Genomic DNA, 23,771 nt, shown 5'->3' on the forward strand with positions numbered 1-23,771 from the left:
ACCCCGATGTCGTCCGTCACCCCCGAACAGCCCGGAAGCGCCGCCCCACGGGTCGGCGCCGGTCCCCGGCCGCCCGGCCGCCCCGGCCCCGCCCGGCGGGTCCCCGCGCCGCGTTCCGGTGAGCCGGCCCGCCGCCGTGCCCCGCTCGCCGTGGCGGCCTCGGTGGCCGCCGGTGGCGCCGCCCTGACCTCCTGGCTGCCGGTCGCGCTGGTGCTCTGGCTGTTCCAGCTCAGCGAGGACGCCGCGTCCCTGGGCGGCGCGCTGCGCGCGGGCCTGGCCGGTTGGCTGCTCGGGCACGGGGTGCCGTTGACCACCGCCGCCGGGCCGCTCGGGCTCGCCCCGCTCGCACTGACCGGGCTGATCCTCTGGCGCCTCGCCCGCGCGGGTGTGCACACCAGCCGTGCCATCGGGGCCCGCGGTGGCCGGTCACCCCACCGGATGCTCGCCGCCGCCGGCGCGGTCGGCGTGGCGTACGCGCTGCTCGGTGTCCTCGCCGCGCTGCTGGTCGGGACCGGCGGCACGGACGTCGCCCCGGTCCGGGCCGGGCTGACCCTCGTGGTGGTCGGCACGCTCGCCGCGCTCGTCGGCGCGGCACGGACCACGGGCGTCGCGGGCCTGCTCGCCGAACGGGCGGCGCCGCCACTGCGCGACGGGGTACGCACCGGACTGGTCGCCGGGCTGCTGCTGCTGGGTGCCGGCGCGGGCGCGGCCGGGCTGGCCGTGGCCACCGGCGGCGGCGACGCCGCGGACCTGATCGGCGCGTACCGCACGGGCGTCGCGGGGCAGGCCGGGATCACCCTGGTCAGCCTCGCCTACGCCCCGAACGCGGCGATCTGGTCGACCAGTTACCTGCTCGGGCCCGGCTTCGCCGTCGGCACCGACACTGCGGTCCGCACGAGCGAGGTGGCCGTCGGCGCGCTTCCCGCCGTACCGCTGCTGGCCGGCCTGCCGCGCGGCCCGGTCGACGGGCTCGGGACCGCGTTGCTCGCGGTGCCGGTCCTCGCCGGGATGGTCGCCGGCTGGCTGCTCGCGCGCCGGCTGCTGCGGCTCGCCGCCGACGACCGGAAGCCTCCGGGCTGGGGTTCGGTGCTGGCCCCGGCGGCGCTCGCCGGGCCGGTCGCCGGCCTGGTGCTGGGCGTCGCCGCGGCGGTCTCGGCCGGGCCGGTCGGTGGCGGCCGGCTCACCGAGATGGGTCCGGTCGCCTGGCAGGTGGGGGCCGTCGCCGCCGCGGTCACCGCGGCCGGCGCGCTGCTCGGCACCGCCGCGACCTGGTTCCTCGGTCGCCCGCGCTGAACGGCCGCCGGGTGCCCGGCCGGCACCCGGGGCGGCCGCTGCGGGTCAGTACGTGTCAGGCAGGTTGAGCCCGGCGACGACCAGGACGATGAAGAGGAGGCCCAGCACCGCGCCGATGCCGCCGCAGATCAGGCCGGCGAGAGCCTGGCCGGAGTTGCCGGCGAGCCCCTGGTCCGCCTTCTGCTTGCCCAGCCAGCCGGTCACCACGGCGGCGATGCCCACCGGAAGACCCAGGTAGCAGCAGACCAGCGGGATCGAGGCGATGCCGAGGATCATCGAGACCAGCCCGAGCGTGTTCTGCTGTCCACCCGGCGGCGGGTAGCCCGCGTTCGGGTACATCGGGGTCCCGCCGTACGGCTGTTGTCCGTAGGGCTGCTGCTGTCCGTACGGCTGCTGTTGCCCGTAGGGCTGCTGTTGCCCGTAGGGCTGCGGGGCGTACGGGTCCTGGTGCGGCTGCTGATCCCACGGCTGACCCGAGGTGGGCGGCTGCGCGTACGGGTCGTAGGGCTGCCCGGGAGAGGGCTGCTGACCGTACGGCGGCGGAGGTGGGGGCGGGGCGGTCGGGTCCTGGTGGGGCTGCTGACCGTACGGGTCCTGACCGGGCTGCATCGCGGCCTACTCCTCGGGCGGGGGACCGACGCGGGGCGCCGGAATCACGGACGGGCGGGCCGGATGCGACCGGGCCCGGGAGACGGCAGCGTACCCGGTCCTCGCTCGCCCGGCCTCCCGTGAACGACGGCCCGCCCACCCTCCGGACACCCCGCCACGCCCCTGCCGCACTGCCCGGCGATCGGGGCGCCCAGTGGTGCCCGATAGGGTTGTCCGGTGACCGAGCCCGCGTCCGCCGCCCGCATCGTCGTCCTCGTCTCCGGCTCCGGAAGCAACCTTCAGGCCCTGCTCGACGCGTGCGCCGACCCCGCGTACGGCGCCCGGGTGGTCGCCGTCGGCGCGGACCGGGACGCCATCCGCGGCCTGGACCGGGCTGCCGCCGCCGGGGTGCCGACCTTCGTCGACCGGGTGCAGGACCACCCGACCCGCGAGGACTGGGACAAGGCGCTGACCGCGCACGTCGCCGAGCACGAGCCCGACCTGGTCATCTCCGCCGGTTTCCTGAAGCTGGTCGGCCCGCACTTCCTCGCCGCGTTCGGTGACCGCTACCTCAACACGCACAACACGCTGCTGCCGGCGTTCCCCGGCATCCACGGCCCCCGCGACGCACTCGCCTACGGCGTGAAGGTCACCGGGGCCACCCTCTTCTTCGTCGACGCCGGCATGGACACCGGCCCGATCGTTGCGCAGGTCGCCGTGCCGGTGCGCGACGACGACGACGTGGACACGCTCACCGAGCGCATCAAGTCCGCCGAGCGGCGCCAGCTCGTCGAGCAGGTGGGCCGCCTGGTCCGCGAAGGTTGGACGATCACCGGAAGGAAGGTCACGGTTCCGTGAGTGCCACTGAGGGCGAGCGCCGCCCGATCCGTCGGGCGCTGGTCAGCGTCTACGACAAGACCGGCCTGGTCGAGCTGGCCCACGCCCTGCACAGGGCCGGCGTGGAGATCGTCTCGACCGGGAGCACGGCGTCGACCATCGCCGGTGCCGGCGTGCCGGTGACCCCGGTGGAGACCGTCACGGGTTTCCCGGAGATCCTGGACGGCCGGGTCAAGACCCTGCACCCGTTGATCCACGGTGGCCTCCTGGCCGACCTGCGCAAGGACGCGCACGCCGCGCAGCTCGACGAGCACGGCATCGCCGGGATCGACCTGCTGGTCTCCAACCTGTACCCGTTCCAGGCCACCGTCGCCTCCGGCGCCAGCCAGGACGAGTGCGTGGAGCAGATCGACATCGGCGGTCCGGCGATGGTCCGGGCGGCGGCGAAGAACCACGCCTCCGTCGCGGTGGTGACCGACCCGGCCGCGTACCCGGCGCTGCTGGCCGCGCTCGACGCGGGCGGCTTCACGCTGACGCAGCGCAAGGCGCTCGCGGCCCGCGCCTTCGCCGACATCGCCGAGTACGACGTGGCGGTCGCCGAGTGGTGCGCCCAGGAACTGGCGCCGGCCGCGGACCGGTGGCCGGAGTTCGCCGGGCAGGCGCTGCGCCGTGAGGCGGTGCTGCGCTACGGCGAGAACCCGCACCAGCAGGCTGCCCTCTACACCGACCCGAACACCCCGGCGGGTCTGGCCCAGGCCGAGCAGCTGCACGGCAAGGAGATGTCCTACAACAACTACGTCGACGCGGACGCCGCGTGGCGGGCGGCGAACGACTTCACCGACCAGCCGGCGGTGGCCATCATCAAGCACGCCAACCCCTGCGGCATCGCGGTCGGCACCGACGTGGCCGACGCGCACCGCAAGGCGCACGAGTGCGACCCGGTCTCCGCGTTCGGCGGGGTGATCGCGGTCAACCGGCCCGTCTCGGTCGAGATGGCGCGGCAGGTCGCGGAGGTCTTCACCGAGGTCGTCGTTGCTCCCGGCTACGAGGACGGCGCGGCCGAGGTGCTCCAGGCCAAGAAGAACGTCCGGCTGCTGCGTGCGCCGGCCTTCGACCCGGCAGCGGTGGAGTGGCGGCAGGTCACCGGCGGTGTGCTGGTGCAGGTGCGGGACGCCGTCGACGCCGAGGGTGACGACCCGGCGAACTGGCGGCTGGCCACCGGCGAGGCGGCGGACGAGGCGACCCTGCGCGATCTCGCCTTCGCCTGGCGGGCGGTCCGCGCGGTGAAGAGCAACGCGATCCTGCTGGCCTCCGACGGCGCGACCGTCGGGGTCGGCATGGGCCAGGTCAACCGGGTCGACTCGGCCCGCCTGGCGGTGGACCGGGCCGGCGCCGAGCGGGTCCGCGGTTCCGTCGCCGCCTCCGACGCCTTCTTCCCGTTCGCCGACGGCCCGAAGATCCTCATCGAGGCGGGCGTACGGGCGATCGTCCAGCCCGGTGGCTCGATCCGCGACGAGGAGGTCGTCGCGGCCTGCAAGGAGGCCGGCGTGACCATGTACCTGACCGGCACCCGCCACTTCTTCCACTAACCCCGTCCACCGCACTCCAGTCGCACTCGACCGGTCGCACTCGAACAGAGAAAGAGTGGCTATTCCACCGGGAATGGCCACTCTTTCCGTGTATCTGCGGCCCGGGGTGTCAGCCGGCGCGGAGAGCGAGGGCGGCGCGGGTGCCGTCGGTACGATCGGCCCGGACGGTCCAGCAGCCCGGAGCGGAGAACGTCCAGAAGCCGCCCCACTCCTCCCCGGGAGCCTGCCAGTCGCTACCGCCGGTGTGCCGGACCAGGTCGGCCACCTCGACGACGGCCCCGTCCGGCCCCTCGGCCCGCAGGGTCAGATCGCCCGAACCGGGAACCTTGAAGGCGATCTTGATTGGAACGCCCGCCCGCACCTCGGCAGCGAACAGCAGCGCCTGAAACGTTGGCGGCACGCCAGCCAGCACCGGGGGTTCAGCCCAGCCGTAGCGGAAATCGGCCGGGCAGGGAACGGCCGGGCCGGCCGCGACGGCTGGGGACCGGGCGGCCGTACCTTCGGGCGGGTCCGGTCTCCCGGGCGTGGCGTCGCAGGCGGTCACCGCCACGACCAGCAGAACGGCAATGGCCCTTCTCGCACCCCGTCGACCCATCACCCCATCCTCCGGGAGAGCGGCGCGTTACGGGACCCCGAAACCCCGCCGGCGGGCCGTGCGCGGCTGATTCGTTAAGAAGGGCCCCTTGTACAACGCGAGGCGTTAACAAGGGGCCCTTCCTTACACCCGGAGCTCGGCGAAGTGGCAGGCGGACGGGTGCGGGTCGGCCGCGCGGGGGACAGCCGGCGGGTCCTCGCGCGCGCAGACCTCCTGGGCCTTCCAGCAGCGGGTGCGGAAGTGGCACCCGCTCGGCGGGTCGGCCGGGCTCGGCACGTCGCCCACCAGGCGGATCATCGACGTGTGGTCGCGCAGCTCCGGGTCCGGCACGGGCACGGCGGAGAGCAGTGCCTGGGTGTACGGGTGGGTCGCGCGCTGGTAGATCTCGTCCTCGGTGCCGATCTCGACGATCCGTCCGAGGTACATCACCGCCACCCGGTCCGAGATGTGCCGGACCACCGACAGGTCGTGCGCGATGAAGACGTACGACAGGCCCAGCTCGTCCTGGAGCTGCTCCAGCAGGTTGATCACCTGCGCCTGGATCGACACGTCCAGGGCGGAGACCGGCTCGTCGCAGACGAGGATCTCCGGCTTCAGGGCGAGCGCCCGGGCGATGCCGATGCGCTGGCGTTGGCCGCCGGAGAACTGGTGCGGGTACCGGTTGATGTGCTCGGGGTTCAGACCGACCACGTCCAGCAGCTCCTGCACCCGCCGCTGCTTGCTGCCCTTCGGGGCCGCCTCGGGGTGGATCTCGAATGGCTCGCCGATGATGTCGCCCACGGTCATCCGGGGGTTCAACGAGGTGTACGGGTCCTGGAGCACCATCTGCATGTTGCGCCGCAGCCGGCGCAGCTCGGAACCGGACGCCTTGAACAGGTCCCGGCCCTCCAGGGTGGCACTGCCGGAGGTGGGCGTCTCCAGGCGCATCAGCAGCCGGGCGAGGGTGGACTTGCCGCAGCCGGACTCGCCGACGATGCCGAGCGTCTCGCCCCGGCGCAGCTCGAAGCTCACCCCGTCGACGGCCTTGACCGCGCCGACCTGCCTCTGGAACACCACGCCGCGGTTGATCGGGAAGTGCTTGACCAGGTTGTCGACGGACAGGATCGTCTCGCCGCGGACCTTGGTGGAGCTAGCGGGCGCTGTCATCACGGACCTCCTGCGCGAAGTGGCACGCGCTGGTCCGGCCGTCACCGAGGACCAGGTCGTGCGGCACCACGTCCACGCAGACCTGCTGCGCGTACGGGCAACGGGGGTGGAACGGGCAGCCGGAGGGGATCCGCATCAGGTTGGGCGGCAGGCCCTTGATCGTCGACAGTTGCTGCCCACGCTGGTCCATCCGCGGGATCGACTCCAGCAACCCCTTCGTGTACGGGTGGGCCGGCGCCTTGTACAGCGGGCGGACGTCGGCGTGCTCGACGATCCGGCCCGCGTACATGACGGCGATCCGGTCCGCGACTCCGGCGACCACGCCGAGGTCGTGGGTGATCAGGATCATCGCCATGTTGAGGTCCCGGCGCAGGTCGGCCAGCAGGTCCATGATCTGGGCCTGCACGGTGACGTCCAGCGCCGTGGTGGGCTCGTCGGCGATGAGCACCTTCGGGTTCATCGCGAGCGCCATGGCGATCATGACGCGCTGGCGCATGCCGCCGGAGAACTGGTGCGGGTAGTCGCCGAGGCGGTTCTCCGCGGCCGGGATCTTCACCAGGTCCATCAGCTCGATCGCCCGGCGGCGGGCGTCGCCGCGGGACATCCCCACCCGCTGGCGCAGCGTCTCGCCGATCTGCCAGCCCACCGGGAACGTCGGGTTGAGGGCGGACAGGGCGTCCTGGAAGATCATGGCAATCTCCTTGCCCCGCACCTGCCGGCGCTTCTCCTCCGGCTGGGTGAGCAGGTCCCGGCCCTGGTAGAGGATCTGGCCGGAGCGGATCACCGCGGGCGGGGTGTCCAGGATGCCCATGATCGCCTGGGCGGTGACCGACTTCCCCGAGCCGGACTCGCCGAGCACGGCGAGCGTCTCACCGGCGTTCAGGTGGTACGAGACGCCGTTGATGACCTTGGCGACGCCCTCGCCGGTGCGGAACTCGACGTGCAGGTCCCGTACCTCCAGCAGGTGACCGCCCTCGGGCGTCGGGGAGGCCGGGGTGGGGTGGACGGCGGACTGGCTCACTGGGCTGGCCTTTCGCTCGCGACTGCGGGGCTCGCTTCGCTCACTCCTTGCGCTCGCACTTGTGTCACCGGAGCTTCGGGTCGAAGGCGTCACGGATCGCGTCGCCGAGCATGATGAACGCCAGCACGGTGAGCGCGAGGAACATCGAGGGCACGACCAGCGGGGTCGCCGACTCCCGCATGTGCACCCGACCGTTGTTGATGTCGATGCCCCAGGAGATGGTGGGCTCCCGCAGGCCGATGCCGAGGAAGGACAGGGTCGCCTCGGCGGCGATGAACGAGCCGAGCGCGATGGTCAGCACCACGACAGCCGGCGCGAGGGCGTTCGGCAGGATGTGCCGCCACATGATCCGGCCGTTGCTCGCGCCGAGCATCCGCGCGGCGGCCACGTAGTCCTGCTCCTTGGCGGTGATCACCGAGGAGCGGACGACGCGGGCCGTCGTGGTCCAGCCGAGCACCGCCAGCACGAAGATCACTGCCGCGATCCGGACCGCGGAACTCTCGCTGCTGACCCGCTTGAGCAGCACGATCGCGGCGAGCAGCAGCGGGATGCCGAGCACGATGTCGATCACCCGGGACAGCACCGCGTCGACCCACCGGCCGAAGAACCCGGCCAGCATGCCGACGACCAGCGCGATCACCCCGGTCAGCAGCGCCGACAGGGCACCGACCAGCAGCGAGGCGCGGGCACCGTGCACCGCGCGGGCGTACGTGTCGCAGCCCTGGAAGTCGTACCCGAAGATCGCCCAGCCGGACGGGGCGGCGTGCTGGCGGGCGAGCACGCAGTCGGCGGGGTCGTTGCCGGTGAACAGGCCCGGTACGGCGGCCATCGCGGTGACCAGGACGACCAGGGTGAGGCTGAGCCAGAAGATCGGCTTGCGACGCAGGTCGCGCCAGGCGTCACCGGCGAGGCTGCGCGGCTTGCCGGTACGGGTCGAGGTGCCGCCGACCTGGTTGGGGGCTCCGGGCTCACCCGAGGGTCCCCGCAACGCGGCCTGGTTCTCGCTGGCCGCCACCGTTTCAAAGTCACTCATAGCGGATCCTCGGGTCGAGTACGGCGTACAGGACGTCCACCACCAGGTTGGAGAGGAGGTAGACCACGACGAGCACGCTGACGATGCCCACCACCAGGGGGCCGTCCTCGGTGCGGATCCCGCGGAAGAGGTTGAAGCCCACGCCGGGGATGTTGAAGACACCCTCGGTGATGATCGCGCCGCTCATCAGGTTGCCCAGCTCGACGCCGAGGAAGGTGACCACCGGGATGAGCGAGTTGCGCAGGACGTGCACGCCGACGATCCGGCGCTTGACCAGTCCCTTGGACCGGGCGGTCCGGACGTAGTCGGCGCGCAGGTTCTCGGCCACCGAGGTCCGGGTCAGGCGCAGCGCGGTGGCCAGCGACAGTGAACCGAGGACGATGCCGGGCAGCAGCAGCGCGTACCAGTCCGGGTCGGCACCGGCGGTGGGCGGGAAGACCTGCCACCGGACGCCGAGGAAGTACTGCGCCAGTGGGGCGAGCACGATGGTCGGGATGCCGAGCACCAGCAGGGTCAGCACCAGCGTCGAGTTGTCGAAGATGCTGGCCCGCCGGATGCCGGCGAGGACGCCCGCGGTGACGCCGACGACGATGGTGACCACCATGGCGATCAGGGCGAGCTTCACCGTGACCGGCCACGCGTCGGCGAGGATGTCGCCGATCTGCCGGCCGGTGAGGGACTGGCCGAGGTCGCCCTGGAGCAGGTTGGAGATGTAGTCGAAGTACCGGTAGAAGAAGCCACCGACCCCGGTCTGGTCCAGGTGGAACTTCTCCGTCAGGTATGCCCGCTGGGCGGCGGTGACCGGACGCTCGCCGGCGAGCGCCTGGATCGGGTCGCCCTGACCGGCGAACATCAGCGCGTAGACGATCAGTGTGGTCCCGAAGAACGCGAGGACCATCTGGAGCAGACGCCGCAGAATGAAGCGGAACATACTTGGCAGTCTCTCTGAAAAGGGATGAAGCGGGAGGCGGGTCGGGCCACCGTCCGCCGATGGCCCGACCCGTCGTGCCGTGTTACTTGACGGCCTCGATCTTCAGCAGGTCGATGCGGTCGAAGAGATCCATCTCGACGTTCGTGACCTTGGTCGAGTGACCGAAGTTGTTCTGGCCGAACCGGAGCGGAATCACCGGCAGGTCCTTGGCCAGAAGGTCCTCGGCCTGCTGGTACTTCTTGATCGCCTCTTCCTCGCTGGCGGCTGCCGAACCCTCGGCCAGGAGCTTGTCGAACGCCGGGTTGCTGTAGCCGTAGTAGTTCGACGAGCCGTTGGTGCTGTACAGCGGGCCGAGGTAGTTCTCCATGGACGGGTAGTCCATGACCCAACCCATCCGGAACAGGCCCACCGGCTGCTTGGCCTTGAGCTTGGTCAGCAGGTCCGCGAACTTCGGCTCGGCGGTGCCCACGCAGTCCACGCCCAGGTTGGCCTTGAGCTGGTTGCAGGTCGCGTCGATCCAGTCCTTGTGGCCACCGTCGCCGTTGTACGACAGCTCGATCCTGCTCGGGCCGCCGGCGGCCTGGTACAGGGCCTTGGCCTTCGCGGCGTCGAACTGGCCGGCCTCGCCGATGGTGTTGTCGCGGAAGCCCGCGACGACCGGCGAGGTGAACGCGCGCGCCGGCTTCTGCGAGTCCTTGAAGATCGACTTGGTGATCTCGTCACGGTCGATCGCCATCGAGATGGCCTTGCGGACGTCCGGGTTGCTGTACTCCTTCTGGAAGGTCGGGAAGGCCAGCATCTGGAACGTCGAGGCGGGGCTCTGCTTGAACCGGTCGCCCAGGTCCGTCGAGGCGGTCGACAGGTTCTCGGTCGGGATCGTCTTGATCACGTCGAGGTTGTCCGACAGCACGTCCGCGTACGCGGCCGTCTGCTGCTGGTAGATCCGGAACTCGACGCCGGCCACCTTCGGCTTCTCGCCGGGGAAGGCGTCGTACTTCTCGACCTCGACCTTGGCGTCGTGCTGCCAGGTGCCCTTCATCTTGAAGGCACCCTGACCGATCGGCGCCTGCTCGTAGCCCTCGGCCAGCACGCCGGGCGCGGAGAACGCGGCCTTCGGCATCGGGTAGAAGGCGGTGTAGCCGAGCATGGTCTTGAACTCGGTGTACGGCTGGGACAGCGTGACGGTGAAGGTCAGGTCGTCGGCCTTCTTCAGCCCGGTGAGCTTGTCGGTCTTCGGCTTCTCACCCTGCAGGTCCTCGTACCCGGCGATCTTCTCGTAGAAGTAGCTCGAGTTCTGACCGTTCGGGGCGTACGCGCCGTAGTTCCACGCGTCGATGTAGTTGTCGGCGGTGACCTTCTCGCCGTTGTGGAACGTGTAGCCGTCCTTCAGCTTGATCGTCCAGACGGTGTTGTCCGACGACGTCACCGACTCGGCGGCCTGCTCGACCGCCTTGTTGGCCTCGTCGTAGTCGACCAGCGGGCTGAACAGGGCGCTGAGCACCTGCGAGCCGCTCGTCTCGTTGGTGTTGGTCGGCACCAGGTGCTGCGGCTCGGCGATCTCGATCCGCACGGCCGCGTTGGGGTCGCTCTCGCCGGATCCGCTGCCGCCGCCCGAGCCGCAGGCCACCAGGCCCAGGGTCACCGCGAGCGGGAGAGCGGTCCAGGCAGCCAGCCTACGAACACGCATGGAGTCTCCTCATCTCCTCACGCTGCGCAGTCAGGCCCGGCCTTGGGTGACGCTGCGCAACGTTTGGCAACGGTAAGTCGTGGGGCGTCCGTCGGCAACGAGGGCGTTGCGAAGCGGTAACGGTGCGGTCCGGGCCGTCTTGCCTCGGGTGCCGGCTTCTGCTAGGTCGCCTCCAAAATTGGGCACTTCACCAGGCACTTCTGGTGCGCGTTGGTGGCGAGCGAGGGTCGGGTCCGGCCCTCGTGAGCCGTCTGGTGACTCCCGTACGCTTTGCGCCGGCAGCGTCCGCTCGTCGCTTACGGCTGTGAGGAGCTCAACAAAAAATCACTCACAGTGACTAACCGCACTTCACATACCGTTACCTTTATGTGCGTCCGTCGGTCTGCCGGGCGGGCTGGCAGGTCGTCGTGATCGTGGGGCGCCGGACATGAGACGATCTGGGCGTGACGGCGACGCTTCTGGACGGCAAGGCGACCGCGGCCGAGATCAAGGACGAGCTGCGGACCCGGGTGAAGGCACTGGCGGAACGCGGGATCACGCCGGGACTCGGCACCGTGCTGGTCGGCGCGGACCCCGGTTCGCAGGCGTACGTCAACGGCAAGCACCGCGACTGCGCCGAGGTGGGCATCTCCTCTATCCGGCGCGAGCTGCCGGCCGACGCCACCCAGGAGCAGGTCGACGCGGTCCTGGCCGACCTGAACGCCGACCCGGCCTGCCACGGCTACATCGTCCAACTGCCGCTGCCCGATCACCTGGACACCCAGCGGGTGCTGGAGCTGATCGACCCGGACAAGGACGCCGACGGCCTGCACCCGGTGAACCTGGGCCGACTCGTGCTGGGCTACCCCGGGCCGCTGCCCTGCACCCCGCGCGGCATCGTGGAGCTGCTCCGCCGGCACGACGTGCCGCTGCGCGGCGCCAAGGTCGCGGTCGTCGGTCGGGGCAACACCGTCGGCCGCCCGCTGGGCCTACTGCTGACCCGCCGCAGCGAGAACGCCACCGTGACCCTCTGCCACACCGGCACCCTCGACCTCCCCTCGCACACCCGCGCCGCGGACGTCGTCATCGTCGCGGCGGGCGTACCGGGCCTGCTCACCGCCGACATGATCAATCCCGGCGCGGTGGTGGTGGACGTGGGCATCACCCGGGTGATCGGCCCCGACGGCAAGGGCCGCTACACCGGCGACGTCGACCCGGGAGTGGCCGAGGTCGCCGGTGCGCTGGTCCCGATGCCGGGCGGTGTCGGCCCGATGACCCGCGCCATGCTCCTCAGCAACGTGGTCGAGCGGGCCGAGCGCGACTGAGCGCGGCCGAACCGGACGGTGGTGACGTTCACCCCATCCCGGCGATGGCCGCCGCCCCTGGCCCGATCGGTGCCAGGATGACTGATACGGTCCGGAAAACCGACTGGTATCAGGGAGTGGGACGACCATGGGTAAGAAGGTCACTGTCGTCGGGGCCGGCTTCTACGGCTCCACCACCGCACAGCGCCTGGCCGAGTACGACGTCTTCGACACCGTCGTGATCACCGACATCGTGGAGGGCAAGCCCGCGGGTCTCGCCCTGGACCTCAACCAGTCGCGCGCGGTGGAGGGCTTCGAGACCAAGGTCGTCGGCGTCACCACCGGCCCGAGCGGTGAGGGCTACGAGGCGATCGAGGGCTCCGACGTCGTCGTCATCACCGCCGGTCTGCCCCGCAAGCCGGGCATGAGCCGGATGGACCTGCTGGAGACCAACGCCAAGATCGTGCGTCAGGTGTCCGAGAACGTCGCCAAGTACGCCCCGAACGCCGTCGTCATCGTCGTCTCCAACCCGCTGGACGAGATGACCGCGCTGGCCCAGCTCGCCACCCAGTTCCCCAAGAACCGGGTGCTCGGCCAGGCCGGCATGCTCGACACCGCCCGGTTCACCAACTTCGTCGCGGAGGCCCTCGGCGTACCGGTGAAGTCGGTGAAGACCCTGACCCTCGGGTCGCACGGCGACACGATGGTTCCGGTCCCGTCGAAGAGCACCGTCAACGGCAAGCCGCTGCGCGAGGCCATGCCGGCCGAGCAGATCGAGGAGCTCGTCGTCAAGACCCGCAACGGTGGCGCCGAGGTCGTCGCGCTGCTGAAGACCGGCTCGGCGTACTACGCCCCGTCCGCCGCCGCCGCCCGCATGGCCAAGGCCGTCGCCGAGGACTCCGGCGAGGTCATGCCGGTCTGCGCCTGGGTGGACGGTGAGTACGGCATCTCCGGCGTGTACCTGGGCGTCGAGGCCGCGATCGGCGCCGAGGGCGTCAAGCGGGTCGTCGAGACCGACCTGGACGCCGACGAGCTGGCGAGCCTCAAGGAGGCCGCCGAGGCCGTCCGCGCCAAGCAGGCCGACGTCGCCAGCATGTGATCCACCAGCACCACCCGAAGGGGGGCACGCCGGCACATCGGCGTGCCCCCCTTCGGCATCCCCACCCCGGCCCCTGGGCCGAGGTGGGCGTGGGTGGGGTTAGAGGGGGGTGAAGGGGTTGTTGAGGTGGGGGGTGGCCAGGGTCGTCGGCAGACCCCCGGCCAGGTCGCGCAGCAGCGTCGTGCGGGACCGCCGGGCCGCCTCCGGGTCCACCTCGTGGGCGTACGCGAGGGTGGGCTCCACCAGCTGCACCGCGTGCACCAGCAGGTCACCGGTGAACAGCAGCCGCTCGTCGCCGGCGTCGACCAGCACCGACTGGTGGCCGGGTGTGTGCCCCGGGGTGCTCAGCAGGCGTACCCCGGGGGTGAGCGGTGTGTCGCCGTCGACCACCCGGAGCTGGCCGGCGGCGCGCAACGGCGCGACCAGGCCGGCCGGCAGCCCCGGGTTGATCGTCTCCATCGTGTCCAGCTCGGCCCGCTGCACCAGGTAGTCGGCGTTCGGAAACCACGGTCGGCCCGGCGCGCCGGTCACCGCCCAGCCGATGTGGTCGCTGTGCAGGTGGGTGAGGACGACGGTACGGACGTCGGCGGGCGCGATGCCGGCGGCGGCCAGTTCCTCCGGGAGCCGCCCCGGCACCGGCGCCCAGCTCGCGGCGGGGGAGTCGACCGGACCGATGCCGGCGTCGACCAGCGTGACCGGCCCGTCCCCGACGCGCAGCGCGAAGCTGCGGAAGGACAACCACCACCGCCCGTCCGCGGTGGTCGACGCCGGGTCGCACCGGTCCGCCGCACGCCAGTGCTCAGGCGTGGCGTCGGGGAACGCCTCCTCGCGCGGCTGGAAGAACGGCCCCTCCCCGTCGCTCAGCGCGGTGACCGTGATAGACCCGAGGATGCGGCTCAGTGGCATCCGGCGATGATGCCAGTGATCTCCCGCGCCGGCCGTCCGGCGACCCTCCCGGCCGAGGCCGGCTCGGAAGTGCCGGCCAGTTTCCAGTACGCTCGTACTGCTTGAGCACGTGTCCCCCGAGAGGAGCGCCGGCCGATGGCGAAGATCAAGGTAAACAACCCGGTCGTGGAGCTCGACGGCGACGAGATGACCCGGATCATCTGGAAGCAGATCCGGGAGCAGCTGATCCTGCCCTACCTCGACGTCGACCTCCACTACTACGACCTGTCGATCCAGCACCGCGACGAAACCGACGACCAGGTCACCGTCGACGCCGCCAACGCCATCAAGGAGCACGGCGTCGGCGTCAAGTGCGCCACCATCACCCCGGACGAGGCTCGGGTCGAGGAGTTCGGCCTGAAGAAGATGTGGCGGTCGCCGAACGGCACCATCCGCAACATTCTCGGCGGTGTCGTCTTCCGTGAGCCGATCATCATGTCCAACGTGCCGCGGCTGGTGCCGGGCTGGACCAAGCCGATCATCATCGGCCGGCACGCCCACGGCGACCAGTACAAGGCCACCGACTTCGTCGTGCCCGGTCCGGGCAAGGTGACGGTCACGTACACGCCCACCGACGGCGGCGCCCCGGTGGAGATGGAGGTCGCCAACTTCACCGGCGGCGGCATCGCCATGGGCATGTACAACTTCGACGAGTCGATCCGGGACTTCGCCCGGGCCTCGTTCCGGTACGGCCTGGACCGCAACTACCCGGTCTACCTGTCCACCAAGAACACGATCCTCAAGGCGTACGACGGTCGGTTCAAGGACATCTTCGCCGAGGTGTTCGAGAACGAGTTCAAGGCCGAGTTCGACGCCGCCGGCATCACCTACGAGCACCGGCTCATCGACGACATGGTCGCCGCCGCGCTCAAGTGGGAGGGTGGCTACGTCTGGGCCTGCAAGAACTACGACGGTGACGTGCAGTCCGACACCGTCGCGCAGGGCTTCGGCTCGCTCGGTCTGATGACCTCGGTCCTGCTCTCCCCGGACGGCCGCACCGTCGAGGCCGAGGCCGCCCACGGCACGGTCACCCGGCACTACCGGCAGTACCAGAAGGGCGAGAAGACCTCGACCAACCCGATCGCCTCGATCTACGCCTGGACCCGGGGCCTGGCCCACCGGGGCAAGCTGGACGGCACCCCGGCGGTCACCGAGTTCGCCAACACCCTGGAGCAGGTCATCGTCGACACCGTCGAGGGCGGCCAGATGACCAAGGACCTCGCGCTGCTCATCTCGCGGGACGCCCCGTGGCTGACCACCGACGAGTTCATGAACGCGCTCGACGAGAACCTGGCGCGCAGGCTCGCCGCCTGAGCCCACCCCGCACGCTCGGGAGCCCGCCGGTGTGGTGCCGGCGGGCTTCCGTGCGTCCGGGCCGCGGTGGAGGGCGTGTCGGAGGCGCGACACGCCGACTCCCGTCACTGGCCTCGGCGCGCCTCGTTGACCTGGGTGGACGAGATGCCAGTCGCGTCCAGGAAGGTTGACCGAAGTCGCCTCGCGACCCGCGTGCCGATCAGCCAGCCTTCCCGGCTGTCGTGCACAGCCAGCCGTCCCTTCCCTGCGGGGGGCCCTGTCCCGGGCCCCCCGCGCCCTGTTTCCAGGACGCCCCGCCCGAAGCGGACGCCGCGCCGGAGGCGGTGTTAAGAAGGGGCCCCTCCTCTACCGCAGGCGTTAAGCGGGGGCCTTTCCTTTCACACGGCGCGGAGGAGTTCGGCGGCGCGTTCGGGGGCGATGTCGTTGATGAAGACGCCCATCCCGGACTCGGAGCCGGCCAGGTACTTCAGCTTGTCCTTCGCCCGTCGGATGCTGAACAGCTGAAGGTGCAGGTGGCCCAGCTCGCGGTCGACGCGTATCGGGGCCTGGTGCCAGGCCGAGATGTACGGCATCGGCATGTCGAAGAGCCCGTCGAAGCGGCGCAGCACGTCCAGGTAGAGCGGCCCGAAGGCGGCCCGCTCGGCGTCGTCCAGGGCGGGGATGTCCGGCACCGGCCGGTGCGGCGCGACGTGCACCTCGAACGGCCACCGGGCGGCCGCGGGAACGTACGCCGTCCAGTGCTCGTTGGCGGCGACCACGCGGTCGCCGGCGGCGCGCTCGGCGGCGAGCACGTCGGCGTACAGGTTGCGCCCCCCGGTGCGCTCGGCGTGCCGGCGGGCGGCGACCAGCAGCGATCGGGTGCGCGGCGTGACGAAGGGGTACGCGTAGACCTGCCCGTGCGGGTGGTGCAGGGTCACGCCGATCTCCACGCCCCGGTTCTCGAAGCAGAAGACCTGTTCCACGCCCGGCAGCTCGGACAGTACGAGCGTCCGGTCGGCGAGCGCGTCCAGCACGGTACGCACGCGGCGCGGCGGCAGGCTGGCGAAGGACGCGTTGTGGTCGTCGGTGAAGCACACCACCTCGCAGCGGCCCTGGCCGGGGCGGACCGGCGTGAAGGGGGTGATCTCCGCCGGCTCGTCGGCGACCCGACCGCTGAGCGAGGGGAAGCGGTTCTCGAAGACGACCACGTCGTAGTCGGGCGCCGGGATCTCGCTGAGGCGGTCGGCGGTCGACGGGCACAGCGGGCACTGGTCGGCCGGGGGGAGGAAGGTCCGGGTCTGCCGGTGCACGGCGACCGCCACCCACTCGTCGGTCAGCGGGTCGTACCGCAGTTGGGACGCCGGCGGGGGCGGCGGCAGGTCGCGGCGGTCCGGCTGGTCGCGGACGGCGTCGTCGCGCTCGTCGAAGTAGACCAGTTCGCGGCCGTCGGCCAGCTCGATCGCGGTGCGCTTCACTCTGCCACCCCTTCGTTCGTCGGCGTGGCCCGTCCCGCGCCCGTTCCCGTCACGATCACCAGCTCATCCACCTGCTCGTCGAGTACCCGCCGGGCGGCGGCGGGCAACCGGTCGTCGGTGACCAGGACGTGGGCGGCGGCGAGCTCGACGATGGAGGAGATGCCGACGGTCCCCCACTTCGTGTGGTCCGCCAGCACGACCAGGCGGTCGGCGGCGGCCACCAGGGCCCGGTCGGTCTCCGCCTCCATCAGGTTCGGCGTGGTGAAGCCGGCCCGCTCGGTGATCCCGTGCACGCCGAGGAACAGCAGGTCCAGGTGCAGCGACCGGATCGCACCGACAGCGAGCGGGCCGACCAACGCGTCCGAGGGCGTACGCACGCCGCCGGTCAGGATCACCGTCTGGTCCGGCTGCCCGGACGCGTGCAGGATCTCGGCGACCGGCAGGGAGTTGGTCACCACGGTCAGGCCCGGCACGTCGACCAGCCGACGGGCCAGCTCGGCGGTGGTGGTGCCGGCGGAGAGGGCGATGGCGGCGCCCGGCCGGACCAGTTCGGCGGCGCGGTGGGCGATGGCCGCCTTCTCGGCGAGCTGGCGGACCGACTTCGCGCGGAAGCCCGGCTCGTCGGTCGAGCTCGGCCCGGTCACCGTCGCGCCACCGTGCACCTTCGCCAGCAGGCCCCGTTCGTGCAGCACGTCCAGGTCGCGGCGGATGGTCATGTCGGAGACGCCGAACTCGACGGCCAGCTCGGTCACCCGGACACCGCCGGTGGCGCGTACCCGGTCCAGGATGGCGGTCTGCCGCTGCTGGGCGAGCAACCGAGCACCTCCGTTCCGCCGCGCACTGCCACGCGGTCAAACGTGTTCCAACAAGAACGAACACTAGCGCGCGCGAGGCGACCACGGAAGGGAACGGGGCGGTCTGGCCCGTCGAAAGCGGAGCGGTGCGACTCAGACGGCCGGCAACCGGGGCTCGACCCAGCCGGTCTCGGTCAGCTGGCGCACCACCGCCTGCACGGCCTCGTCGATCGGCATGTCGGTCGTGTCGAGCACCAGGTCGGCGTCGGTCGGCTCCTCGTACGGGTCGTCGATGCCCGTCATCCCGGTCAGCAGGCCGGCGCGGGCCCGCGCGTACAGGCCCTTGCGGTCCCGCTGCTCGCAGACCTCCAGCGGGGTGGCGACGTGGACCAGCACGAAACCCGCCCCGGCGTTGAGCGCCATCTCCCGGGCGGTCGCCCGGGCCTGCGCGTACGGGGCGATGGGGCAGCAGATGCCCACCCCCCGGTGCCGGGCGATCTCGGCGGCCACCCAGCCGATCCGCCGGACGTTGAGGTCCCGGTCGGCCTTGCTGAAGCTGAGCCCGGCCGAGAGTTCCCGCCGCACCACGTCACCGTCGAGCAGGGTCACCGTGCGCTCGCCCTGCTCCCGCAGGACGTCGGCCAGCCCCCGGGCGACCGTCGACTTGCCCGAGCCCGACAGACCGGTCAGGAAGATCACCAATCCCCGGTACCGCCGGGGCGGCCGGGCCCGGACGAGCTCCTTCGCCACGGCCGGCGGCGTGTGCCACTCGGGCAGCGGGAAGCCCCGGTCCAGCAGGTCGTCGATCTCCCCCTGGGTCAGCGCCAGCCGCCGGTTACGCGGTGGGATGTCCTCCCGCCAGCGCCACTGCCCGTCCCGGTTGTCGTACGCCAGCTCGCGGGGCACGAGCACCCGCAGGCCCGCACCGGAGAGCGTGTCGCCGGTGGAGAGCAGGTGGGTCACGCCGTACGCCGCCGCCACGCGCGCTCGCAGCAGGGCGTCGCTGATCTCCTCCCGGCGGCGGGACAGCGGCACGCCCACCAGGGTGGCCGGAGGCATCCGGTCCCGCGCGGCGAAGACGCTGCGCACCAGCGCCTCCGGCGGCAACCCCCCACCAACGTCCTCGCCCACCGGGATCAGCACCAGCAGGTGCGCCCCGAGGGTCCGGGCGGCGTGCGCGATCTGCGCCAGCTGGGGTCGGTGCAACGGCCGGTCGGCGATCACCCCGAGGACGCGGCCGGGCGGCAGCAGCCCGCGTACCTCCTCGGGGGTGCGGCGCAGCCGCTGGAACGGACCGTGACCGCCGTCACCCAGCCGCCGGACCGGCCCTCCGACACCCGCCACCCCGTCGCGGACCGGCCACGCGTCGGTGACCTCCAGCGCCGCCACCGGCGCGCCCTCGGCATCGGCGAGCACCAGCGTGCGCCGGGCCGGATCGCGCGGATCCAGCCCCTGGGCCAGCGCCGCAGGCACCTGGAGGGTCACCGCCACCGGCCACGACGTGCCATCGGCCAGCTGGCCGCGCCGGCTGACCGAGACCAGGTCGGCGCGCGTCATGAAGCCGGCGAGCGGGGCGTACGCCCCGGTCAGCAGCAACTCCAGATCGGCCAGTTCACCCGGGCGCGGCGTGTACGCCGGCGCGTCCCGAAGCACCTCGTCGGGCAGCACCCACCCGTTGCTCATCTGACCCCCAAGACCGCTGACCGGCACACAGTTTTGCAGTCCATCGGGTGATCGGTCGAGTGCCACTCCACACGGGCGGTGCGAGGCCTGGTGACGGGGCCTTCCGAGATCAGCCGACGGGTGTCAGCGGGGCCGCGCCGAAGGACACCGCGAACCGTTTGCACCAGATCGACACGCTGGTCAGGTCGGCCAGGTCGACGTCGGCCGGGATGTCGTACGCCTGGTCGCCCCGGTTGCCCTTGAGCCGGCCCAGCTCCACCCACCGGCCGTCGTCGAAGACCCGCCAGCCGGCGGTGCCGGAGCGGACGGGTTGGTCGGTCAGCCAGACCCGGAGGTCCGGACCGTTGGAGGTGTCCAGGCCCACCAGTTCGAGCCGGTGCCGCCCGTCCGGCGTGCGGACGATCCGGGCGGTGCCGGAGGTGGCGTACTCGTGGGTGACGAAGGCGCCCTCGCCGACCAGCAACGGCCCCGGCGCCGTCCTGCCCCCGGACGGACCGCCGCCGGTCGGCTTCCGGACCGTTCCGCCGGTCGTCGGGCCGGCCGGCGGCGGCGCGACGGTGACGACGACGGACAGGTCCTCGTCCACCTCGCTGTCGGTGACGAGCTTCCACGGCTGGAACCACCAGAGCCCCAGGGCGGAGACGACGACGAGCACGGCGAGCGCGCCCCGGACCAGCGGCCCGCGCAGCAGTCGGGTGACCATGGGGCCAGTCTTCCGCCCGGACGGCCCGCGTGGGATTACCGGAGTCTTACCACCCCTAGTGGTGGGATCAGGGGCGCGCCTGATGCCCCGGTGTGCGTCGGCTCCCTACGCTGGCGGCGTGACACTCATCGCGACCGAGTCGCTGACCAAGACGTACGGGGGTGGGGTCACCGCGCTGGCCGACCTGACCGTCGCGGTCGAGCCCGGGATCATCGGTCTGGTCGGCGCGAACGGCGCCGGCAAGTCCACGCTGATCAAGATCCTGCTCGGCCTTCTTCCTCCGACCAGCGGCCGGGTCCGCGTCCTCGACCTCGACCCGACCACCGACTCCGACGCGGTGCGCGCCCGCGTCGGCTACATGCCCGAGCACGACGCCCTTCCGCCCGACCTCTCCGCCGCCGAGCTGGTCACCCACCTCGGCCGGATGAGCGGCCTGCCGCGCACCGTCGCCCGCGAGCGGGCCTCCGAGGCGCTGCGGCACGTCGGTCTCTACGAGGAGCGGTACCGCCCGGTCGGCGGCTACTCCACCGGCATGAAGCAGCGCGTCAAGCTCGCCCAGGCGCTCGTGCACGACCCGGACCTGCTGCTGCTCGACGAACCGACCAACGGCCTGGACCCGGCCGGCCGGGACGCCATGCTCGCCCTGGTGCACCGCATCGGCAACGAGTTCGGCATCTCCGTCATGGTCTGCTCCCATTTGCTCGGCGAGGTCGAGCGGATCTGCGACACGCTGGTCGCCATCGACGGCGGGCGGCTGCTGCGCGCCGACCGCATCTCCGCCATGACCTCGGCCACCGACGTCCTGGCCGTCGAGGTCAGCGAGGGCACCGACGAACTGGCCGCGCGGCTCGCCGCGCTGCGCCTCCCGGTCCGCCGGGACGGACGCCTGCTGCTCGTCGAGCTGACCGACGACACCACCTACGACACGATCCTCGGCGCGGTGGCCGAGCTGGACCTGCCGCTGCACCGGCTCGACCAGCGTCGGCACCGGGTCGCCGAGCTGTTCGCCACGAGGGAGCCCAGCCATGCCTGAGCCGACCGGCGTCATCCACGACATCGGCTACCAGCGCTACACCGGCCCCCGGCTGGGCCGCCGGGACGTCTTCGGCGCGCTCTACGTGCACGGCCTGCGGACCGTGTTCGGGCTCGGCCGTACCGCCAAGGCCAAGATCTTCCCCTGGCTGGTGGTCGGCATCGTCACCCTGGTCGCGGCCGGCGTCACCGCCGTACGCAGCCAGATCGGCCAGGTCGTCATGACGTACGCCCAGTTCGCCGACGCGATGAGCTGGCTGGTCATCTTCTTCGTCGCGGTGGCCGCGCCGGAGCTGGTCAGCCGCGACCTGCGCAGTGGCGTGCTGCCGCTGTACTTCTCCCGCCCGCTGCCACGCTCCGACTACCCGCTGGCCAAGCTGCTGGCCATGATGACGGCGCTCTGGCTGCTGCTCGGCGGTCCGCAGCTGGTGATGTTCCTCGGCGCCGCGTTCACCACCAAGGAGGGCATGCGCGGGGTCTGGAACGAGCTGCTCGACCTGCTGCCCGGCCTGCTGTACGCCGGCCTCTGGGCGGTGGTCTTCGCCTCGATCGGCCTGCTGGTGGCCTCGTTCACCGGCAAGCGTGCCTTCGCCGCCGGTGGCATCGTCGCCGTGTTCCTGATGACCGCGCCGGTCGTCGGCACGCTGTCGATCATGCCCTCCCAGGCGGTCAACGAACTGGCCTTCCTGGCCTCCCCGTCCACCCTGGTGAGCGGTGTCGGCACCTGGGCGCTCGGTGACCTGCTGGAGCCGGAGAGCCAGGGCGGAGGCCTGCCGATCGGCGACTTCGGCCCGGTCTACGCCCTCGCCGCCGTCGTGCTGGTCAGCGCGTGCGTCGCCCTGCTGCTCCTGCGATACCGGAAGGTGGCCGCCCGATGACCGCGACCAGCACCGACCCGACGGCGGCGGTCTCGGCCGCCACCACCAGCACGCTCGACCTCGCGGGCGTCTCCCGCTGGTACGGCAACGTGGTCGCCGTCAACGACGTCAGCATGCGGCTGGGCCCGGGCGTCACCGGGCTGCTCGGGCCCAACGGCGCCGGCAAGACGACGCTGCTGCACATGATGGCCGGTTTCCTCGCCCCGTCCCGGGGGGCGGTGACCCTGGACGGCCGGCCCACCTGGCGCAACCCCGACGTCTACCGCCGGCTCGGCCTGGTCAGCGAGCGGGAGGCCGTGCATACCTTCCTGACCGCGTACGAGTTCGTGCTGGCCAGCGCGAAGCTGCACCGGCTGCCGAACCCGGAGGACGCGGCCCGCCGGGCGATCGCACTGGTCGAGATGGAGGGCGCGCAGGAGCGCCGGATCGGCACGTACTCCAAGGGCATGCGGCAGCGCGCCCGGGTCGCCGCCGCGCTCGTGCACGACCCGCAGGTGCTGCTGCTCGACGAACCGTTCAACGGCATGGACCCGCGCCAGCGGCTGCACATGATGGACCTGCTGCACCGCCTCGGCGCGGCCGGCCGCACCATCCTGTTCAGCTCGCACATCCTGGAGGAGGTCGAACAGGTCTCCGGCACCGTCCAGGTGATGGTGGCCGGCCGGCTCGCCGCGTCCGGCGACTTCCGCACCATCCGCCGGCTGATGACCAACCGGCCGCACGTCTTCGCCGTCCGCTCGACCGACGACCGGGCCCTCGCGGTGGCCCTGATGGCCGAGACGTCGGTGAGCGGCGTCGAGCTGGGCCGCACCGGCCTGACCGTACGGGCCGGCGACTACGGCGCGTTCACGCGCGCCCTGCCGAAGCTCGCCCTGGCCCGGGGGATCCGGGTGCAGCAGCTGGTGCCCGAGGACGAGTCCCTGGAGAGCGTCTTCTCCTACCTGGTGGAGGCCTGACATGTCGACCGTTTCCTGGATCACCGCGCGGGGGCTGTTCGGGCGTCGTCGCTTCCTGCTGCTCCTCCCGCTGCCGGTGCTGCTGGTGCTGCTCGCCGTGCTCTCCCGGGCGCTGGGCGTCGACCCGGGGGAGTGGGGCCCGCCGGTGCTGGTCGGCCTGGGCCTGGCCGTGGTGTTGCCGGTGGTCGCCCTGATCGTCGGCACCGGCGTGCTCGGTGCCGAGATCGACGACGGCACCGTGGTGCACATCCTGACCAAGCCGCTGCCGCGCTGGCAGATCGTCCTGCCGAAGCTGGCGGTGGCGGCCGGCGTCACCGCGGCCACCGTGGCCGTGCCGCTGTACGTCGCGGGCGTGCTCGCCGACTCGGTACGCCTCGGGCTGGCCCTCGCCGCCGCCTCGACGATCGGCGCGCTGGCGTACTCGGCGCTGTTCCTGGCGCTCAGCCTGATCACCCGGCGGCCGGTGCTGCTCGGTCTGGTCTACGTGCTGATCTGGGAGGGGCTCCTGGGCAACTTCGTCAGTGGCACCAAGGTGCTGTCCATCCAGCAGTACGTGATCGCCCTGGCCGACCGGTTGGCCCCGACCGGGTTGCTCGCCACCACCGTCTCGGTCCCGGTGGCGTCCGTGATGACGGTCCTGATCGCGATCGGGTTCACCGTCCTGGCGATCGACCGCCTCCGGTCGTTCAGCGTGGCCGGCGAAACGAGCTGAGGTGTAAGGAAGGGCCCCCCGTTAACGCCTCCGGTAGAGGAAGGGCCCCCGGTTAACACCCGTCGCGAAGGCGCGGGCGTCGGCCGGGGGCCCTTCCCGTGTGGGTCTGTCGGCGGGGCGGTGGTTCCACAACGGACAGCCGGAAGATCCACCGTTCTGGTACCTTGCGGCGGCGGCAGCGACAGCGCAGGACCACGG

Annotated in this window: 22 protein-coding genes; 10 read left to right on the forward strand and 12 right to left on the reverse strand. The window is 71.8% G+C overall.

Features of this window, described 5'->3' with window-relative positions:
* The first annotated feature begins 6 nt into the window (after window positions 1–6).
* Complete coding sequence (locus tag ACTMSW_RS22240) at window positions 7–1,293, forward strand: cell division protein PerM (RefSeq protein ID WP_441182607.1); 1,287 nt, start codon at window positions 7–9, stop codon at window positions 1,291–1,293.
* Window positions 1,294–1,338: 45 nt separating this feature from the next.
* Here ACTMSW_RS22240 and ACTMSW_RS22245 read toward each other — a convergent pair whose 3' ends face one another.
* Window positions 1,339–1,902 (reverse strand): DUF4190 domain-containing protein, encoded by a 564-nt coding sequence (locus ACTMSW_RS22245; RefSeq protein ID WP_441182608.1) that lies wholly within the window; start codon window positions 1,900–1,902, stop codon window positions 1,339–1,341.
* Window positions 1,903–2,118: 216 nt separating this feature from the next.
* On the opposite strand from ACTMSW_RS22245, the gene purN reads away from it, so the two are divergent.
* Window positions 2,119–2,739 (forward strand): phosphoribosylglycinamide formyltransferase, encoded by a 621-nt coding sequence (gene purN, locus ACTMSW_RS22250; RefSeq protein WP_441182609.1) that lies wholly within the window; start codon window positions 2,119–2,121, stop codon window positions 2,737–2,739.
* Window positions 2,736–4,307, forward strand: coding sequence for a bifunctional phosphoribosylaminoimidazolecarboxamide formyltransferase/IMP cyclohydrolase (gene purH / locus ACTMSW_RS22255; protein ID WP_441182610.1), 1,572 nt, complete (start codon window positions 2,736–2,738; stop codon window positions 4,305–4,307). The genes purN and purH overlap by 4 nt, the downstream gene beginning before the upstream one ends.
* A gap of 109 nt (window positions 4,308–4,416) precedes the next feature.
* On the opposite strand, the gene ACTMSW_RS22260 is transcribed toward purH, so the two are convergent.
* From ACTMSW_RS22260 to ACTMSW_RS22285, 6 genes are all read right to left on the reverse strand, one after another.
* The gene (locus tag ACTMSW_RS22260) at window positions 4,417–4,707 is read right to left on the reverse strand and encodes a hypothetical protein (protein ID WP_441182611.1); all 291 of its coding nucleotides are present in this window, start codon (window positions 4,705–4,707) and stop codon (window positions 4,417–4,419) included.
* Window positions 4,708–5,025: 318 nt separating this feature from the next.
* Window positions 5,026–6,048: an ABC transporter ATP-binding protein gene (locus ACTMSW_RS22265; protein ID WP_441182612.1), complete on the reverse strand. Its 1,023-nt coding sequence runs from the start codon at window positions 6,046–6,048 to the stop codon at window positions 5,026–5,028.
* A complete protein-coding gene (locus ACTMSW_RS22270; RefSeq protein ID WP_441182613.1) occupies window positions 6,032–7,069 on the reverse strand; it encodes an ABC transporter ATP-binding protein in 1,038 nt (345 codons plus the stop codon). The genes ACTMSW_RS22265 and ACTMSW_RS22270 overlap by 17 nt, the downstream gene beginning before the upstream one ends.
* Window positions 7,070–7,133: 64 nt before the next feature.
* Window positions 7,134–8,102 carry an ABC transporter permease gene (locus ACTMSW_RS22275; RefSeq protein ID WP_441182614.1) on the reverse strand — a complete coding sequence of 323 codons (969 nt, stop codon included), beginning with the start codon at window positions 8,100–8,102 and terminating at the stop codon, window positions 7,134–7,136.
* Entirely contained in the window at window positions 8,095–9,033 is a 939-nt protein-coding gene (locus ACTMSW_RS22280; RefSeq protein WP_441182615.1) for an ABC transporter permease, read from the reverse strand. The genes ACTMSW_RS22275 and ACTMSW_RS22280 overlap by 8 nt, the downstream gene beginning before the upstream one ends.
* Before the next feature lie 82 nt (window positions 9,034–9,115).
* Window positions 9,116–10,720, reverse strand: a complete 1,605-nt coding sequence (locus tag ACTMSW_RS22285) for a peptide ABC transporter substrate-binding protein (protein ID WP_441182616.1) — start codon at window positions 10,718–10,720, stop codon at window positions 9,116–9,118.
* A gap of 443 nt (window positions 10,721–11,163) precedes the next feature.
* Between ACTMSW_RS22285 and ACTMSW_RS22290 the strand changes: the two genes are divergently transcribed.
* The gene (locus ACTMSW_RS22290) at window positions 11,164–12,024 is read left to right on the forward strand and encodes a bifunctional methylenetetrahydrofolate dehydrogenase/methenyltetrahydrofolate cyclohydrolase (protein WP_441182617.1); all 861 of its coding nucleotides are present in this window, start codon (window positions 11,164–11,166) and stop codon (window positions 12,022–12,024) included.
* Window positions 12,025–12,151: 127 nt separating this feature from the next.
* Complete coding sequence (gene mdh / locus ACTMSW_RS22295; protein ID WP_441182618.1) at window positions 12,152–13,102, forward strand: malate dehydrogenase; 951 nt, start codon at window positions 12,152–12,154, stop codon at window positions 13,100–13,102.
* 99 nt (window positions 13,103–13,201) lie between these two features.
* On the opposite strand, the gene ACTMSW_RS22300 is transcribed toward mdh, so the two are convergent.
* Window positions 13,202–14,008 carry an MBL fold metallo-hydrolase gene (locus ACTMSW_RS22300; protein WP_441182619.1) on the reverse strand — a complete coding sequence of 269 codons (807 nt, stop codon included), beginning with the start codon at window positions 14,006–14,008 and terminating at the stop codon, window positions 13,202–13,204.
* Between the two features lie 135 nt (window positions 14,009–14,143).
* On the opposite strand from ACTMSW_RS22300, the gene ACTMSW_RS22305 reads away from it, so the two are divergent.
* Window positions 14,144–15,361 (forward strand): NADP-dependent isocitrate dehydrogenase, encoded by a 1,218-nt coding sequence (locus tag ACTMSW_RS22305; protein WP_441182620.1) that lies wholly within the window; start codon window positions 14,144–14,146, stop codon window positions 15,359–15,361.
* Window positions 15,362–15,738: 377 nt separating this feature from the next.
* Here the strand turns inward: ACTMSW_RS22305 and galT are convergent, their stop codons facing one another.
* From galT to ACTMSW_RS22325, 4 genes are all read right to left on the reverse strand, one after another.
* Entirely contained in the window at window positions 15,739–16,815 is a 1,077-nt protein-coding gene (gene galT, locus ACTMSW_RS22310; protein ID WP_441182621.1) for a galactose-1-phosphate uridylyltransferase, read from the reverse strand.
* A complete protein-coding gene (locus tag ACTMSW_RS22315; RefSeq protein ID WP_441182622.1) occupies window positions 16,812–17,630 on the reverse strand; it encodes a DeoR/GlpR family DNA-binding transcription regulator in 819 nt (272 codons plus the stop codon). Before ACTMSW_RS22315 ends, galT begins: the two co-directional genes overlap by 4 nt.
* A gap of 132 nt (window positions 17,631–17,762) precedes the next feature.
* A complete protein-coding gene (gene cysC, locus ACTMSW_RS22320; protein ID WP_441182623.1) occupies window positions 17,763–19,292 on the reverse strand; it encodes an adenylyl-sulfate kinase in 1,530 nt (509 codons plus the stop codon).
* A gap of 109 nt (window positions 19,293–19,401) precedes the next feature.
* Window positions 19,402–19,995 carry a DM13 domain-containing protein gene (locus ACTMSW_RS22325; protein ID WP_441182624.1) on the reverse strand — a complete coding sequence of 198 codons (594 nt, stop codon included), beginning with the start codon at window positions 19,993–19,995 and terminating at the stop codon, window positions 19,402–19,404.
* A gap of 82 nt (window positions 19,996–20,077) precedes the next feature.
* On the opposite strand from ACTMSW_RS22325, the gene ACTMSW_RS22330 reads away from it, so the two are divergent.
* From ACTMSW_RS22330 to ACTMSW_RS22345, 4 genes are read left to right on the forward strand one after another with little or no spacing between them, the layout of a single operon-like run.
* The gene (locus ACTMSW_RS22330) at window positions 20,078–21,028 is read left to right on the forward strand and encodes an ABC transporter ATP-binding protein (protein ID WP_441182625.1); all 951 of its coding nucleotides are present in this window, start codon (window positions 20,078–20,080) and stop codon (window positions 21,026–21,028) included.
* Window positions 21,021–21,905: an ABC transporter permease gene (locus tag ACTMSW_RS22335; RefSeq protein ID WP_441182626.1), complete on the forward strand. Its 885-nt coding sequence runs from the start codon at window positions 21,021–21,023 to the stop codon at window positions 21,903–21,905. Before ACTMSW_RS22330 ends, ACTMSW_RS22335 begins: the two co-directional genes overlap by 8 nt.
* The gene (locus ACTMSW_RS22340) at window positions 21,902–22,861 is read left to right on the forward strand and encodes an ABC transporter ATP-binding protein (protein WP_441182627.1); all 960 of its coding nucleotides are present in this window, start codon (window positions 21,902–21,904) and stop codon (window positions 22,859–22,861) included. Before ACTMSW_RS22335 ends, ACTMSW_RS22340 begins: the two co-directional genes overlap by 4 nt.
* A gap of 1 nt (window position 22,862) precedes the next feature.
* Window positions 22,863–23,573, forward strand: coding sequence for an ABC transporter permease (locus tag ACTMSW_RS22345; protein ID WP_441182628.1), 711 nt, complete (start codon window positions 22,863–22,865; stop codon window positions 23,571–23,573).
* The last annotated feature ends 198 nt before the right edge of the window (window positions 23,574–23,771 follow it).

Source organism: Micromonospora sp. BQ11, assembly GCF_052068135.1.
GTDB lineage: Bacteria > Actinomycetota > Actinomycetes > Mycobacteriales > Micromonosporaceae > Micromonospora.